Consider the following 13,783-nt stretch of genomic DNA (forward strand, 5'->3'; position numbering starts at 1 on the left):
GGCCGTGCCGCGGCACCCGACCTACGATCGGGCCATGGACGGAGCGCGGCGTCTCGGCGAGGAGGAGTTCTCCGCGCACCTCGCCGAGCGGGTCGCGCGGATCCGCGGGTCGTTCGGCGACCTCCCGCTCTGGGCGGTCTCGGGCTGGAGCGGTCCGCGGCTGCTGGCGGAGTGGACGCTGACGGGCGGCCCCCGGGGGCTCTCGTTCCTCGCCGACGAGGCGGTCCCGGGCGGGCCGGGGCCCTCCGTCGAGATCCGCACGACCCTCGGCGATCCGCGGCACGACGTCGCGCTGCTCTGCTGCCGGGAGGAGGCGCCCGTCTCGTTCGTGCAGCCGGAGGCGCTCCCCGCTCCCACGCGGATCGCGGAGATCCCGGTCGACGGTGCTCCGGAGCCCTTCGAGGTGTGGGAGGGAGCCGGCGCGGTGCGCGCGGCCGCGTGGGTGCGCGGGCACGTCCTCACGCTGGAGTGCCGCGGAGTCGATCTGGACGCTCTCGCGCTGGACGAGGTGGACGACATCGAGCCGTTCGTGGCCGGCTGGTTGGAGTTCGTCGGCGCCTCGCGGCGTTGAGCGCCGACCCGCGCTCCCGCGCTGCTGGGAGAGCGCGGAGTCCCGCCCGGCGCGCCGGTGAAAGATGTGCGCCGATCCCGGACAGGAGGGAGCATGAGGCACATGCCAGCTCCCCTCGCGGGTCCCGACCGGTTCGCCGCGGTCGCCGATCCCGTCCGCCGCTACCTCTGGCGGCGCACCGACTCCGCCACCGCCGACGACGTGCTCGCCGCGACGCTCTCGGCGCTCTGGCGCCGCAGCGCCGACGTCCCCGAGGACGACCCGGTGCCGTGGGCGATCGGCGTCGCCCGGCTCCAGCTGCAGAACGCCCGGCGGATGCAGCGCCGGCAGGTCATGCTCGCCCAGCGGATCGCGGTCGTCGATCCGCCCCAGGTGCAGATCGACGAGGGCGAGGCGTCGGGCGCGGAGGAGACCGTGCGCCTCGTGCTCGCCCGGATGCGCGAGCAGGACGCCGAGCTGCTGCGCCTCTGGGCGTGGGAGGAGCTCGACGTCCGCGGGATCGCCGCGGTCCTCGGAGTCACGGCGAACGCCGTCTCGATCCGCCTCCATCGCGCGCGGCGCCGCTTCGCCGAGCTCTACGACTCCACCGACCCGCACGCGCCCGAAGGGGGACTCCGATGACCGGAACCGACGACGAGGACGTCCGCCGCCTCCTCCGCACGGTCGACCCCGCGCGGAGCCTCCCCGCGCTCGACCGCGACGAGCTCGCCGAGCAGATCGCCGCCGCGACGGGTGAGGGCACGCGGACGGTGCACTCCCGCCGCCGGTCCCCCTGGCTGATCGTGGGAGTCGGCGCGCTGAGCGCCGGGGCCGCCGCCTCCCTCCTGCTGCCCTTCGCGCTCGGCGTGGGCGGGGGCAGCACCTCGACGCTGATCCTGCCGAGCACGGGCGGGCCGCTGGCCGCGTGCTCGCCGGTGACGGTCGCCGCGCTGGCCCCCGCTCAGCTCGCGTTCCGGGCCGAGGTCCGCTCGATCGACGGGAGCACCGTCACCCTGCACGTGCTCGAGCGCTACGCGGGCGAGGTCGGCGACGGCGTCACGGTCACCCAGGGCAGGGAGACGGCGGTGGACGGGGCCCCGATCGTGTTCGAGACCGGGGTCGACTACCTGGTCGCGGCCGACGGCGACACGATCCTGACCTGCGGCCTCAGCGGCGAGAGCTCCCCCGAGCTCGCGGCGCTGTACCAGGAGGCGTTCTCGCGGCAGTAGGCGGAGGCGGGTAGCGGCCCGGCCGGGCGGTGGCAAGGGCCTCCCCGATCGGGGGGAGCGGCGCGCAGGCTGAGGCATGGGCCTCCCGGCCCTCCCCCTCCGGTCGCCCGGCGGCGCCCGCGGGCCCTCGGCGACGCCGCCCCGCCCGCCCCGCAGGAGGCCCGCATGCCGGCGTTCCGGCTCCTCGAACCGCTCCACGCCGCCGGTGTCGCGCTCGCCGACCTCGCGAGCGATCGGCTCCGCCTCCACGGCGACGGCTCCGACGTCCGCATCACCGCGGTGACCGTCGCGCACACCGAAGCGGGCCCCGGCGCCCTCTTCGCCGCGCTCCCCGGGAGGAGGAGCCACGGGGCCCGGTTCGCGGCCGACGCGGCGGCGGCAGGAGCGGTCGCCGTGCTCACCGACGCGGGCGGGCTCGACGAGGCGCGCGCCTCCGGACTGCCCGTCCTCCTCAGCGACGACCCCCGCACCGCCCTCGGCCCGGTCGCCGCGCAGGTGTACGGCACGAGGAGCGGACCGGTGCTCCTCGGCGTGACCGGCACCAACGGCAAGACCAGCACCGTGCACCTCCTCGACGCGGTGCTCCGGCAGCTGGGCGTCGTCTCGGGGCTGAGCTCCACCGCCGAGCGCCGCAGCGCCGACCACGTCGTCGCCAGCCGCCTCACCACGCCCGAGGCCTCCGAGCTGCACGCGCTCCTCGCCCGGATGGCGGAGGACGGCGTCGAGGCGGCGGCCATCGAGGTCAGCGCCCAGGCGCTCGTGCGCTCCCGGATGGAGGGGATCGTGCTCGACGTCGCCGGGTTCACCAACCTCAGCCACGACCACCTCGACGACTTCGGCGACCTGGACGAGTACCTCCGCGCCAAGCAGCGCCTGTTCACGCCCGAGCGGAGCCGCCGCGGCGTCGTGGTCGTCGACACGGAGGCGGGGCGCCGGGTCGCCCGCGAAGCCTCGGTCCCGGTCGTCACGCTCTCGGCCGGGGACGGAGCCGACTGGCGGATCGACGTGCTCGAGACCGCGGTCGACCGCACCCGCTTCCGGCTCACCGCCCGCGACGGCTGGTCGACGACCACCTCCGTCCCGCTCCTCGGCCGCCACATGGCCTCGAACGCGGCCCTCGCGCTGGTGATGCTGGTCGAGGCGGGCCACGCGCGCGACCGGGTGGCCGCGGCGGTCGGCTCCGGGATCGACGTCACCGTGCCCGGGCGGACGCTGCTTGTGTCCGGCGCCGACGGGCCGCGGGTCTTCCTCGACTTCTCGCACACGCCCGACTCGGTCGCGCGCACCGTCGACGCCCTCCGCGAGGTGACGCCCGGCCGCGTGCTCGTCCTCCTCGGCGCCGACGGCGACCGCGACCCGAGCAAGCGCGCGCCGATGGGCCGGGCCGCCGCCGAGCGCGCCGACCTGGTGATCGTCACCGACCACCACCCGCGCTTCGAGGACCCCGCGCGGATCCGCCGCGCCCTGGTCGACGGCGCGCGCCGCGTCGAGCGCTGCGAGGTGCTCGAGATCGCGGAGCCGGCCGACGCCGTCCGCGCCGCGCTGCACCGGGCCGGCCCGTCCGACTCCGTCCTCTGGGTCGGCCCCGGCGACACCGACTACCGCGTGGTCGGCGCCGACGACCTCCCCTACTCCCCCCGCGCCGACACGGCCCGCGCGCTGGCCGAGGCCGGCTGGAGCGTCGACCTGCTTGACTGACCGGGTGTTCTCGACCCTCCCGGTGCGCCGCGTGCAGGCCCGACCCGAGCACCCCGCCGACCTCGCGCGGTGGCCCGCGACGCTCGCGCCCGTGCGGCAGGTGCTGGCCGAGGGCTGGGATCTCGGCCAGGTGACGGTGATCACCGGCGAGAACGGCTCGGGCAAGTCGACGCTGCTCGAGGCGGTCGCCCTCGCCTACGGGCTGAACGCGGAGGGCGGATCCACGGGTGCGATGCACTCCTCCCGCGCCTCGGAGTCGGACCTGGCCGAGCACCTCCAGCTGATCCGCGGGGCCGGGGCGTCCAAGCGCGGCTTCTTCCTCCGCGCCGAGACGATGCACGGCTTCTTCAGCTACCTGGAGGAGGTGGGGATCGACGGCGGGTACCACGAGCGGAGCCACGGCGAGTCGTTCCTCGACATCGTGGCGAACCGCTCCCGGATCAGCGGGCTGTGGCTCCTCGACGAGCCGGAGTCGGCCCTCTCGGTGTCGGGCTGCCTCGCCCTGATCGGGCAGCTGCGCGATCTGGTCGCCGGCGGCTCGCAGGTCGTCCTCTCCACGCACTCGCCGATCCTCGCGGCCTTCCCCGGAGCCGACCTCTACGAGCTCGACGAGACGGGCCTGCGCCCCTGCCGCTACGACGACCTCGACCTGGTGCGGACCTGGCGCGGCTTCCTCGACCAGCCGGCCCGCTTCCTGCGCCGGTTGGAGTAGGTCGGAGGGCGCTCGGCCGCGCCGGAACGGGCCGTTCGTGTTCACCACGAAGGGAAGTACGTCGGCAGGCAGTCCCGTTCTCGCGGATCCCGAGCCGCCAGGGCGAAAGTCTCCGCCGGCACGAGCACTGTCAGGCCGCGGAGGCCGCCGCCGGCCGGGCGACTCGGGGCGCCCAGCCCACCGCGATCGCGGCGCCGGCGAGCGCGAGCTGTCCGAGCGGCGGCAGGATCGCCGAGACCAGGGAGCCGTCGCCGCCGGAGGTGACGAAGGTGTCGGCGACCGACATCCCGAAGCCGAACCCGGCGAAGAAGCGGAAGACGACGGCGCCGGCGACCAGGGCGAGCATGAGCACCGCGATCCGCCGCGGAGTGAGCGGCGACCTCCGGCCGACCAGGGCGCCGACCGTCACGACGATCGCGGCGGCCGTCCAGAACGCGGCCCACCCGGTGACCCAGATCGCGTGGGAGCCGAACTCGAAGCCGTCGCGCTCGGACATGGTCGCGTAGATCTCCGCCAGGGCCACGCCGGGGACCTTCGCCTGCGGATTCCAGACCAGCAGATCCACCGCGCCCACCACCGTGACGCCCGCCACGAGCGCGAGGCCCGCGAGGGCGACGGGGAGGCGCTGAGCGCGGGTCGCCGTCCGCGGTGCGCGGGCGATGGTCCGCGAGCCGCCGAGGACGATCGCGCCGCAGACGAGTCCGGCGAGGGAGACGGGCAGGCCGACGAGGGCGAGGGGTCCGGGGAGGAGGAGGCCGGCCGCGGTGAGCACCGGGCCGACGACGGCCGCGACCAGTGAGATCCGCGCGAGCACCGTGCGGGCCGACGCCGCGGCGCCGAGGAGGTGGATCGCGCCGAGGACCGCGACCGCGACGGCGGCGACGAGCACCGCGGTCTGCACGGCGCCGACGGCGGCCAGGGCGGTGTCGGAGGCGGCACCCGGCTCGGGGACGATTCCTCCGCCGGTCAGCGCGATGCCGCTGAGCATCAGCGCGGCCGCGGCGAAGAGCGCGAGTCCGCGGCGGGCGAGGCGGCGCGGGAGCGTGCCCCGCGCTTCGCCGGTGTGCGCGGGCAGGTCGCGGTCGACGCTCGCCAGCAGGGCGAGCGCTCCGAGGACGACGCCGCGCCGGGGCAGTCCCAGCTCGGCGGCCCCGGCCAGGTCGGCCCGCCACTCCTCGAGGTAGCGCTCCCGGGCGAGCGGGGGCAGGAGCAGCGACAGGAGCCGCAGGAGCGCGCTCATGCGGTCGCCTCCGCCGCTCGCGGCGCCGTCCGCGCGGTCGACCGCATCCGCTCGACGGCGGCCCGGGCTGCCGGGGCGCCCTCCGCGGTCAGCTCGTAGAGCCGGCGACGCGGGCCGCTCCGCTCGCTCGCGGCCTCCCACTCCGAGACCACCCAGCCCGCTCCCTCGAGCCGCTCCAGGATCGGGTAGACGCTGCCCGCCGGTCGCCCGGTGGCCTTGATCACGACCATGCCCCAGGTCGGGCCGTCGGCATCGAGGAGGGTCCGGAGGACGTCCGCGGTGGCGGGCGTGAGGCGAGGGAGTGGCTGCACACGGATGACGCTACCTATGTAGAGATAGCGGGGTCAATCGGATCGCCTCCGTGCGTACGGGCGATACCACTCCACTCCCCGGCCGCGGTCGGGCCCTCAAACGTTCGACGACTGCGCCGCCCCCGTCCGAGGAGGACCGGAGTCGGTTCCGGCCCCGCCGCCCTGATCGGCGAGATCGGCGCCCTGATCCTCCGATGACCAGGGCGGGATCAGCTGACGCATCACCCTTCACGGCGGGACGTCGCCGAGCAGACGAGCACAGGCGCGTCCGCCTCCGCGATCCGGTCGTCGACCCCACAGCAGCCGCGGACACGGCCGCTGGACCCCGCACGCAGAACGTCGGCCGAGAGCAGCCGCCCTCCACCCTCGGGGGACGGCGGGCACTCTCAGCCGACGGTCTGCGCGCGAGCGCGGGGACTACTTGCGGAACATCCGCGCCGTGGTCTCGAAGAGGCCCTTCACGGGGCGCTGCTGCTCGCCCTGCTGGGCGCCGAGGACGATGATGACGGCGGTCAGCACGGGGATGGCCCACTGGGTGACCTTCTGCACGCGGAGGGCCGTGGTCAGCTCCTGTGAGTTGTGCTCCGACGCCTCGGTCACGCCGGGGGCGCCCTCGTCGGCGTGCTTGGCCTGCGTCGCTCCGGCGACCGCGGCGATCACCGAGGCGGCACCGGCGAGCCCGGTCACGACGGTCTTGACGACGGTGTTCGTGCGGCTCTCCTGCTGGTTGGCCAGGCGGGTCTTGTTGGCGAGGACGAGTCCGATGCCGCCGACGCCGTGGGCGGCGATCGCGGCGAGCTGCACAGGGGTCCAGCGGGCCCAGCCGTTCGAGGAGAGGCGGAGGCGCTCCGCCGGGTCGGACGAGGTGGACGCGGCGCCGTTCAGGCCGACGGCGCCCATGAGCGAGCCTCCGAACCAGGCGGCGGCTCCGAGGTCGTGGAGACTGCGGACGAGGGTGTTGCGGGAGGGCATGTGGGCCTCTTCTCTGCCGGCGGCGGACGTCGGCGGTGGTCGGCTGGTGCGGACTCCTCCGACGCTACGCGCGCCCTGGAACCGCGCACGGGGCTTGACCTCTCCCCCTCCGACACGCTCCGCTGGAGGTCACCGACCGACCCGGACCGACCGACCCGAGGAGCCCCGCGATGCCCACCGACGACGAGAAGCGGACGACCCGCGACGAGTTCCACGACGCCGTGAACATGACCGCGAAGGAGCTCGAGGAGTGGCTCGGCACCGACGAGTCGAAGGAGGTCGGCCAGAAGCCGGAGGGCGGCGGCGAGTCCGTCGGCCACGAGAGCGGGCGCCGCATCGTCGAGCTGCTGGGCACGAAGCAGGCCGACCTGAGCGAGGACGACTACGCCCACATGACGAAGGTCGTCGGCTACGTGCACCGGCACGCGAAGCAGCGTCCCTCGGGCGATGTCACCGAGACGAAGTGGCGCTACTCCCTGATGAACTGGGGCAACGACCCGCTGAAGTGCTGACCCGGTCCGAGAGCTGCGCTCAGCACATCCCGAAGAGGTTGCAGAGGGCGCCGCGGTCCTGGATCGACTCCATGCCGCCCGGCTTCTGCACCTTCGGCAGCTCGTAGGAGGCGGCGACCGTCTGCACGCCGGCGGACGAGGCGGCCTGCACGGGAGCGGCGGCAGGAGCAGCGGCGGGAGCGAGGACGGCTCCGAGGGCGAGGGCGGCGGCGGCGAGGATCGGGGCCATGGTCGTTCTCCTGTGATCGAGGGGTGCGATCGGCTCGACCGCTCCATAAGCATGGCGACGCCCCGTCGCACCGCTCCTGTACGAAAGACCAGTCCGCCCTTGTACGGAAGGCCGACGGGGCTCGGAGAAGGCTTCGGTACCCTGGTCCCGTGGTGGGGACGACGCGGTGGACGAACGACGTGCGGACGCTGCCCGGCGGCTGGATCACCCGGTCCCTCCTCCTCGGCTCCTTCACGCTCCTCGTCGTCATCGACCTGATGGGCGGCAGCGTCGACCTCACGTCGGTCCGCGGCTGGATCGAGCTGGCGCTCCCCTACCTGCCGCTCCTGGCGCTGCTCGCCGGCGCGATCCCCGCGGCGGTCTCGCTCTACCTCGTCTACGCCGTCGTCCTGATGCTCGGCGCCCCGCCGCTGCTGCTCGCGGCGCTGATCTTCCCGACCATCGTGGTGGTCGGCTTCGTCACCTTCCTCCTCCCCTGGCGCGCGGGGCTCGTCTTCGTGCTCGGCACCCTCGTCCTCCTGCCCGCGGTGCTGCTCGTCGACCGCGCCATGGGCACGGCCGTCTACGTCCTGGGCGCGTTCGTCCTCTTCGGCGGCACCGCCGGGCTGGGCCTGAACGCCTTCCGGGGCCGCAGCGAGCGGAGCGAGCGCCGGGCCGACCGCATCCAGGAGGAGCAGGCGCGGATCCGCAACGAGGAGCGGACCCGGCTCGCGCACGAGCTGCACGACATCGTCGCGCACGAGGTCACCATCATCGCCATGCAGGCCCGCCGCGCGACCTCGGTCGAGGACCCGGCCAAGACCGAGCGCATCCTCGAGAGCATCGGCGACGCGGCGCAGCAGGCGCTGCAGGATCTGCGGAGCCTCGTGACGCTCCTCCAGGACGAGGACGAGGCAGGCGCTCCCGCCCGCGGCGACTCCGACCTGCTCGGGACCCCGGAGGTCTCGGGCGCCACGACCACCGCTGTCGGCTTCGTCCACGACGTGCGGAACGTCGCCGACGCGATCGAGCGCGCGGGCTTCCGGGTCCGCCTCGACGTGGCGGGCTCCGTGGCGCAGGTGCCCGCGAGCCTCCGCCAGGTGCTGCGGCGCACGGTCCGGGAGCTGGGCACGAACGTGCTCAAGCACGGCGACACCGCCGGTGAGGTGCAGCTCCGGCTCGAGGTGTCGGGGGGCGAGGTGCAGCTGAGCTCCTCCAACGCGATCGCCTCCGCGGCTCCGATCGTCTCCTCGCACCTCGGGATCGAGGCGATGTCGGCCCGCTGCGCCGTCTTCGGCGGGCGGCTGGACGCGGGAGCCCGCGGCGGTCGCTGGACCACGACCATGACCATCCCCCTCGAGGGCCGGGCGTCCGGTGCGCTCGTCGCGGGGGCGACCGACGAAGGACGAGAGCGATGACCCGCGTGCTGCTGGTGGACGACGAATCGATGACCCGCGAGATCCTCCGCGACTACCTCTCGCAGGACCCGGCGATCGAGGTGGTGGGCGAGGCCTCCGACGGGAGGATCGCGGTGCAGCAGGCGGCGACGCTCCAGCCCGACCTGATCCTGATGGACATGCAGATGCCGGTCATGAACGGCGTCGCTGCGACCGAGCGGATCCACGCCGAGCACCCGGGCATCGCGATCCTCGGGCTCAGCACGTTCACCACGGACCGCTACGTCGTCGACCTGCTCCGCGCGGGCGCCTCCGGCTACCTGGTCAAGGACACGAAGCCGCGGGAGATCATCGCGGCGGTGCACGCGGTGCTCGCGGGCGAGTCCGTGCTCTCCGCCGAGGTCACGCGCCACGTGGTGAAGGGGCTCGAGGAGTCGGTGCCGGCGGAGACGGTGCCGGACCCCGATCTGCTCGAGGCGCTCACCGAGAAGGAGCTCGAGGTGATCCGCCTGCTCGCCCGCGGGATGAGCAACCGCGAGATGGCGCAGGAGCTGTTCGTCACCGAGTCGACCGTGAAGGCGCGGTTCGTGAAGGTGATGGAGAAGCTGGGCGTGCGCGACCGGGTGCAGATCCTGGTCTCGGCGATCGAGCACGGGCTCGTCGACCTGGGGACGCGTCCCGGCCGGAGCTGATCGAGCCCGCCGGATTCAGCCCCAGCCGACCACGTCGGCGACGGGCCGCACGAGCCCCGCGACCGCCCGCTCGAGCGCACTCTCGTCGACCGCGGCGAGCGCCGGCTCCGGATCGAGCACCAGGGCGCCGCCCCAGCCCATCACCTCGTACTCCACCAGGGTGCGCGCGAGCGTCTCGGGCGACCGCCAGGCGCGGAGGAGGTTCGCCCGCGCGAACGCGTGCGCGGCGCGTGCTCCCTCCCCGTGCGCGGCGCGGCCGTCGAGGACGGTGCGCAGCACGGTCTCGAGGGTCGGGATGCCCTGGCCGGCCGGGGAGACGACCTGCCAGGTGAGGGAGGGGCGGCTCGAGCGCAGGCCCCGCGCGACCTGGGCGACCGCATCGCCGCCGGCGGAGCGCAGTGCGGCGGGGACGAGCGGTTCGGCCCCCGCGGTGAGGCGGCACAGCGCCAGGAATGTCGCGGCGTGGCCGACCTCGCCGGACGGGTCCGCGCCGGTGACGATCGTGCTCTCGTAGCCCTGCTCGCGGGACTGGTGCAGAGCGCTCGGCAGCGGAGCCGCGGCGGGCACGGAGACGGGCCGGGACGTCTCGCAGACGGCGCGTTCGGGCCCGACCACGGCGAGCACCGGATCCCCGGCTCCCTGGGCGCGCTCGAGCGTCAGGGCGGTCCAGGCCGCGGCGCCCTCCGGAGGGAGCACCGCGGTGAGGCTCTGCGCCCCGGCCGTCGCCGTCCACGCGAGCGAGACCGCTCCGGGGGGAACGGCCGAGCGGAGGCGGGCAGCGCGGTCGAGCCCGTCGTCTCCGGCCGGGTCGCGCCAGCCGAGGGCGACGACGGCGAAGCGGGAGCGCTCGTCGACGACGGCGAGCGGGGGTGCGGCGGTCATGGGCTCCTCCTTCCTGGAGGGGTGGAGGCGGCGGGAACGCCCAGCGCGGCGAAGGGCTGCTCGGCCAGGCGGGCCGCGGCGTCCGCGAGCAGCGGGCGCGGCGGCCGCGCGGCGAGGGAGTCGACGAGCTCGCCCGCGAAGCCGGGCGCACCGCGCAGCAGGGCATCCCGGGCGACGGTGCGGGCCAGACGCTCGTCGTCGTGCACCAGCCGCTCCGCACGCAGCACCGCGCGATGCCGGGCGTGCTCGAGGGCGGAGTCGTCGCTCACCGCGAGGGCGCGGAGGCGGTGCCACGGATCGACGGGCACGGCGGTGTCGTCGACCAGCACGAAGAGGTCGTCGGCGACGGTGTCGCCCGGGCCGAAGAGTCCGGCGCTCGCGTCGAGTCCGGCCTGCGCAGCGAGCGCCTCGGCGGCGATCAGGTCGCCGAGCAGCTCGTCGGAGACGCGGGTCGACGGCGCGGCGGCGGTCGCGGCGAGCCGGCGGGCGGCGGGCTCGGCGCGGTACTCGGGGCGGGCCGTCCCAGGTGGGACGGCGATCGGTCCTGCCGCGCGATCGGGCGTCTCCGCGAGGGCCGCGACCAGGCGGTCCAGGAGCCGGGCGGGGTCGTCGGCCGTGACGCCGACCAGCACGGAGCCGGCCGGGCGGTAGTGGCGCCTGTGCAGCGCGCGCAGGACGGGCTCGGTCGCGCGGCCCTCGAGGTCGAGGTCGCCGCTGCCGTCGTGCGCGTTCGGGGCGTCGGCCCAGTAGCGGGCGGTCAGGTGCGGCCACGGCAGCACGCCGCCCGGAGCGGGGGCGAGGCGCGCGGCCCGCTCAGAGGCGACCGCGCGGATCTGCTCCGCGATCTGCTCCGGCCGGAAGGCGGGGCGGAAGACCTGCTCGACGAGCCGCTCCGCGATCACGGCGGCCGACCCGGGAGAGCCCGTCTCGAAGAACTCGGAGTAGTCGAGGTGGGTGTGACCGCCGAGGACGCCGCCGCTCTCGGCGACGCGGGTCTGCCGGACGAGACCGGCGACCCCCTCGCTGTCCTGGTAGACGAGGTGCTCGATCAGGTGCAGCATCCCCTCCTCGCCGTCGCGCTCGTGGCGCATACCGGCGGGCACGGCGAGGGCGACCGAGTCGTTGCGGACCTCCGGCCGGTGCACGACGAGCGCGCGGGCGCCGGAGGGCAGGGCGGCGGACAGGGTCGGGACGTCGCGGGCGCTCATTCCGCCCGCTCCCCCAGCTGTGCGGCGGACAGGCGCAGCAGCAGCCGCGCCTGATCGCTGCTGGCGCCCCCGGAGCGGTGCCAGTCGACGGCGTGCTGGGCCAGCCGGAACGCGGTGCCGACGCGCAGCAGCTCGGCGTCGTGGTCCTCTTCGAGCGAGAGTCCGCGGCGGAGCGCGTCGAGGGCCGGGCGGAGCGCGGGGTGGAAGGCGTGCAGCTCTGCGAGCTCCCCGAGCACCCAGGCGGCGTCCCAGACCGGGTCGGCGAGCCCGACGTCCTCGCCCGTGAGCAGAGCGACGCGGGTCCCGCCGACGACGAGGTGGGCGAGGCCGGGGTGGCCGTGGACCACGACCGCGGCCGGCGAGGCGACGACCGCCTCCGCCCAGTCGGCGAGCTCGAGGAGACCGCCGGCGCCGAGCTCCTCGGCGGCGGGCGCCCAGCCACCGGCGAGCCAGCCGCGGGCGCGCTGCAGCGGACGCGGAGGGAGCGGCTCCCCGGCGGGCCGGGCGCCGTGGAGCGCGTCCAGCGCGCCCTTCCACTCGCGGCCGACGGAGACGAGCGCCTCCTCCGACAGCTCGTGGAGGAGCGCGGGCAGCAGGGCGCGGGCGGTGGTGCGGTAGCGGCGGATCGACGGGTCGGCGCCTCCCGGCACGATCCGGGGATCGGGCGCTGCGAGGCGGACGGGCACCGGCGAGAACGGCAGCGGCGCCTGCTCTCCGAGGCGGCGGGTCCAGACGGTGGTCCCGTCGGGTCCTTCCGAGAGCTCGGTGACGAGCAGCCCGGTGACGAGGGCCCGCGGAGGGGCGGTGGTGCTCACGCCGACCTCGCCTCCTCCGCGGCCGCCGGTGCCGTGCGCAGCGACTCCAAGTGGCGCAGCACCGCGGGGAACGCGGGCGGCACCCAGGCGAGCGCCGTGTCGCTGGACTCGCTCGGCCCGGGCACGGGGTCGATGACGGTGAAGTTGGCCGGCTCGCGCAGCAGCGCGAGGGTGGACTCGACGACCGGGTTGCCGAGCGCCCGCGGCGGCAGCGACGGAGCGATGCACACCGGCGCCTCCGTCGTGAGGGCCGCGAGCAGCGACGGGGAGTCGGTGATGCCGTGCGCGAGGCGCGAGGCGTAGTCGAGGGTGGCCGGGTAGATCAGGATGAGGTCGGCCCACTCGGCGAGGTCGACGTGGGCGACGACGATCTCGTCGTCCCAGCGGTCGTCCTGGATCCGGCCGCGCAGTCGCGACTCCAGGTTGTGCCGGGTGGTGAAGCGGTAGGCCGAGTCGCGGACGAGCACGCGGAACTCGGTCGCCGGAGCGGCGGCGCGCGCCCACTGGATCCAGTAGGGCATGACCTGGGTCATGGCGGAGCCGGTCAGGACGAGGGCCACCCGGGAGTAGCCGAAGCGGCCGAGCGAGAGGTCGGAGAGTGCGGCGCTCTGCGCACCGGGCGGGGTGGTCATGGCGGTCTCCTCAGAGGGCGGCGGGCGGGAGGGCGGATCGGGTCGCGGCCGGCGGTGAGGACGGCGGCGGACGGGCGGACCGTGCCCGCGGAAAGGGCGGACGGGGATGGGCGGACCGTGCCCGCGGAAAGGGCGGACGGGGATGGGCGGACGGCGCGAGCGGACGGCACGCGCCCGGGAGGGGCCGGGGCGACGCGGTCGAGGACCGGTCGCCCCGTGCCCGTCAGCACCCTGCGGTGAGGGTGACGCCGATGATGACGCCGGCGCAGAACGGGGTGGTGGCGGGCGCCTCGGAGGCGGCGTCGGTGCCGATCTCGTCGGCGGCGGTGAAGGTGTCGTGGGCGGTGGCGAGCTCGGCGAGGTCGGCGGACTGGACGGTCTGGGCGGTGATGGTCGACATGGTGTTCTCCTTGGATGAGTGGTGGCGGCGGATCCGCCGGGTCGTGCGGGGAGTGGTGCGGGTGGTCCGGCCGGAGGGCCGGGGAGCGGGTGCTGCGGGAGCACCCGGGCGGGAGGAGGGCCGGGTCAGCAGCCCGCGCCGAGGGTGGCGCCGACGATGATGCCGACGCACAGGGGCGTGGTGGCGGGCGCCTCGGTCGCGGCGTCCGAGCCGAGCTCGTCGACGGTGGCGAAGGTGTCGTGCGCTCCCGCGAGGGCGGTGAGGTCGGCGGACTGGGCGTCGGTGGAGATGGTGGTCATGATGTGTCCCTTTCGTGGAGTACCTC

At 75.3% G+C, this 13,783-nt stretch carries 18 protein-coding genes; 8 read left to right on the forward strand and 10 right to left on the reverse strand.

Features of this window, described 5'->3' with window-relative positions:
- The first annotated feature begins 34 nt into the window (after positions 1-34).
- From C5C46_RS05650 to C5C46_RS05670, 5 genes are all read left to right on the forward strand, one after another.
- Positions 35-571 (forward strand): hypothetical protein, encoded by a 537-nt coding sequence (locus C5C46_RS05650; RefSeq protein WP_104225957.1) that lies wholly within the window; start codon positions 35-37, stop codon positions 569-571.
- A 102-nt stretch (positions 572-673) separates the two neighbouring features.
- Complete coding sequence (locus C5C46_RS05655; protein ID WP_104225958.1) at positions 674-1,192, forward strand: RNA polymerase sigma factor; 519 nt, start codon at positions 674-676, stop codon at positions 1,190-1,192.
- Positions 1,189-1,779, forward strand: a complete 591-nt coding sequence (locus C5C46_RS05660) for a hypothetical protein (protein WP_104225959.1) — start codon at positions 1,189-1,191, stop codon at positions 1,777-1,779. Before C5C46_RS05655 ends, C5C46_RS05660 begins: the two co-directional genes overlap by 4 nt.
- 165 nt (positions 1,780-1,944) lie before the next feature.
- Positions 1,945-3,477, forward strand: a complete 1,533-nt coding sequence (locus C5C46_RS05665) for a Mur ligase family protein (RefSeq protein ID WP_104225960.1) — start codon at positions 1,945-1,947, stop codon at positions 3,475-3,477.
- 4 nt (positions 3,478-3,481) lie between these two features.
- The gene (locus C5C46_RS05670) at positions 3,482-4,189 is read left to right on the forward strand and encodes an AAA family ATPase (RefSeq protein ID WP_258059354.1); all 708 of its coding nucleotides are present in this window, start codon (positions 3,482-3,484) and stop codon (positions 4,187-4,189) included.
- 130 nt (positions 4,190-4,319) lie between these two features.
- Here the strand turns inward: C5C46_RS05670 and C5C46_RS05675 are convergent, their stop codons facing one another.
- The 3 genes from C5C46_RS05675 to C5C46_RS05685 form a co-directional block, all read right to left on the reverse strand.
- Positions 4,320-5,429 carry a hypothetical protein gene (locus tag C5C46_RS05675; protein ID WP_104225961.1) on the reverse strand — a complete coding sequence of 370 codons (1,110 nt, stop codon included), beginning with the start codon at positions 5,427-5,429 and terminating at the stop codon, positions 4,320-4,322.
- On the reverse strand, positions 5,426-5,740 hold the full coding sequence (locus C5C46_RS05680) for a PadR family transcriptional regulator (RefSeq protein ID WP_104225962.1): 315 nt from the start codon (positions 5,738-5,740) through the stop codon (positions 5,426-5,428). The genes C5C46_RS05675 and C5C46_RS05680 overlap by 4 nt, the downstream gene beginning before the upstream one ends.
- Positions 5,741-6,157: 417 nt before the next feature.
- On the reverse strand, positions 6,158-6,712 hold the full coding sequence (locus tag C5C46_RS05685) for a hypothetical protein (RefSeq protein WP_104225963.1): 555 nt from the start codon (positions 6,710-6,712) through the stop codon (positions 6,158-6,160).
- Positions 6,713-6,882: 170 nt separating this feature from the next.
- Between C5C46_RS05685 and C5C46_RS05690 the strand changes: the two genes are divergently transcribed.
- Positions 6,883-7,224 (forward strand): DUF3140 domain-containing protein, encoded by a 342-nt coding sequence (locus C5C46_RS05690; protein WP_104225964.1) that lies wholly within the window; start codon positions 6,883-6,885, stop codon positions 7,222-7,224.
- 19 nt (positions 7,225-7,243) lie between these two features.
- Here C5C46_RS05690 and C5C46_RS05695 read toward each other — a convergent pair whose 3' ends face one another.
- A complete protein-coding gene (locus tag C5C46_RS05695) occupies positions 7,244-7,453 on the reverse strand; it encodes a hypothetical protein (RefSeq protein ID WP_104225965.1) in 210 nt (69 codons plus the stop codon).
- Between the two features lie 149 nt (positions 7,454-7,602).
- Between C5C46_RS05695 and C5C46_RS05700 the strand changes: the two genes are divergently transcribed.
- Both C5C46_RS05700 and C5C46_RS05705 read left to right on the forward strand, forming a co-directional pair.
- Positions 7,603-8,850 carry a sensor histidine kinase gene (locus C5C46_RS05700; RefSeq protein ID WP_258059356.1) on the forward strand — a complete coding sequence of 416 codons (1,248 nt, stop codon included), beginning with the start codon at positions 7,603-7,605 and terminating at the stop codon, positions 8,848-8,850.
- A complete protein-coding gene (locus C5C46_RS05705) occupies positions 8,847-9,521 on the forward strand; it encodes a response regulator transcription factor (protein ID WP_104225096.1) in 675 nt (224 codons plus the stop codon). Before C5C46_RS05700 ends, C5C46_RS05705 begins: the two co-directional genes overlap by 4 nt.
- Before the next feature lie 15 nt (positions 9,522-9,536).
- On the opposite strand, the gene C5C46_RS05710 is transcribed toward C5C46_RS05705, so the two are convergent.
- The 6 genes from C5C46_RS05710 to C5C46_RS16805 all read right to left on the reverse strand — a co-directional run bounded on the left by C5C46_RS05710 (position 9,537) and on the right by C5C46_RS16805 (position 13,757).
- Positions 9,537-10,403, reverse strand: a complete 867-nt coding sequence (locus C5C46_RS05710; protein ID WP_104225966.1) for a hypothetical protein — start codon at positions 10,401-10,403, stop codon at positions 9,537-9,539.
- Complete coding sequence (locus C5C46_RS05715; RefSeq protein ID WP_104225967.1) at positions 10,400-11,611, reverse strand: pitrilysin family protein; 1,212 nt, start codon at positions 11,609-11,611, stop codon at positions 10,400-10,402. Before C5C46_RS05715 ends, C5C46_RS05710 begins: the two co-directional genes overlap by 4 nt.
- Positions 11,608-12,426: a hypothetical protein gene (locus C5C46_RS05720; RefSeq protein ID WP_104225968.1), complete on the reverse strand. Its 819-nt coding sequence runs from the start codon at positions 12,424-12,426 to the stop codon at positions 11,608-11,610. The genes C5C46_RS05715 and C5C46_RS05720 overlap by 4 nt, the downstream gene beginning before the upstream one ends.
- The gene (locus C5C46_RS05725) at positions 12,423-13,058 is read right to left on the reverse strand and encodes a flavoprotein (protein WP_104225100.1); all 636 of its coding nucleotides are present in this window, start codon (positions 13,056-13,058) and stop codon (positions 12,423-12,425) included. Before C5C46_RS05725 ends, C5C46_RS05720 begins: the two co-directional genes overlap by 4 nt.
- Before the next feature lie 223 nt (positions 13,059-13,281).
- Positions 13,282-13,458, reverse strand: coding sequence for a hypothetical protein (locus tag C5C46_RS16800; protein WP_181027123.1), 177 nt, complete (start codon positions 13,456-13,458; stop codon positions 13,282-13,284).
- A gap of 125 nt (positions 13,459-13,583) precedes the next feature.
- The gene (locus tag C5C46_RS16805; protein WP_181027122.1) at positions 13,584-13,757 is read right to left on the reverse strand and encodes a hypothetical protein; all 174 of its coding nucleotides are present in this window, start codon (positions 13,755-13,757) and stop codon (positions 13,584-13,586) included.
- Positions 13,758-13,783: the final 26 nt, after the last annotated feature.

This window comes from Rathayibacter sp. AY1E6 (genome assembly GCF_002931115.1).
In the GTDB taxonomy this organism is placed as follows: Bacteria; Actinomycetota; Actinomycetes; order Actinomycetales; family Microbacteriaceae; genus Rathayibacter.

Excerpts from the sequence above, each read along its gene's own strand:
- C5C46_RS05650 (WP_104225957.1), top strand. The coding sequence starts at position 35 with ATGGACGGAGCGCGGCGTCTCGGCGAGGAGGAGTTCTCCGCGCACCTC.
- C5C46_RS05655 (WP_104225958.1), top strand. The coding sequence starts at position 674 with ATGCCAGCTCCCCTCGCGGGTCCCGACCGGTTCGCCGCGGTCGCCGAT.
- C5C46_RS05660 (WP_104225959.1), top strand. The coding sequence starts at position 1,189 with ATGACCGGAACCGACGACGAGGACGTCCGCCGCCTCCTCCGCACGGTC.
- C5C46_RS05665 (WP_104225960.1), top strand. The coding sequence starts at position 1,945 with ATGCCGGCGTTCCGGCTCCTCGAACCGCTCCACGCCGCCGGTGTCGCG.
- C5C46_RS05675 (WP_104225961.1), bottom strand. The coding sequence starts at position 5,429 with ATGAGCGCGCTCCTGCGGCTCCTGTCGCTGCTCCTGCCCCCGCTCGCC.
- C5C46_RS05685 (WP_104225963.1), bottom strand. The coding sequence starts at position 6,712 with ATGCCCTCCCGCAACACCCTCGTCCGCAGTCTCCACGACCTCGGAGCC.
- C5C46_RS05690 (WP_104225964.1), top strand. The coding sequence starts at position 6,883 with ATGCCCACCGACGACGAGAAGCGGACGACCCGCGACGAGTTCCACGAC.
- C5C46_RS05695 (WP_104225965.1), bottom strand. The coding sequence starts at position 7,453 with ATGGCCCCGATCCTCGCCGCCGCCGCCCTCGCCCTCGGAGCCGTCCTC.
- C5C46_RS05705 (WP_104225096.1), top strand. The coding sequence starts at position 8,847 with ATGACCCGCGTGCTGCTGGTGGACGACGAATCGATGACCCGCGAGATC.
- C5C46_RS05710 (WP_104225966.1), bottom strand. The coding sequence starts at position 10,403 with ATGACCGCCGCACCCCCGCTCGCCGTCGTCGACGAGCGCTCCCGCTTC.
- C5C46_RS05715 (WP_104225967.1), bottom strand. The coding sequence starts at position 11,611 with ATGAGCGCCCGCGACGTCCCGACCCTGTCCGCCGCCCTGCCCTCCGGC.
- C5C46_RS05725 (WP_104225100.1), bottom strand. The coding sequence starts at position 13,058 with ATGACCACCCCGCCCGGTGCGCAGAGCGCCGCACTCTCCGACCTCTCG.
- C5C46_RS16800 (WP_181027123.1), bottom strand. The coding sequence starts at position 13,458 with ATGTCGACCATCACCGCCCAGACCGTCCAGTCCGCCGACCTCGCCGAG.
- C5C46_RS16805 (WP_181027122.1), bottom strand. The coding sequence starts at position 13,757 with ATGACCACCATCTCCACCGACGCCCAGTCCGCCGACCTCACCGCCCTC.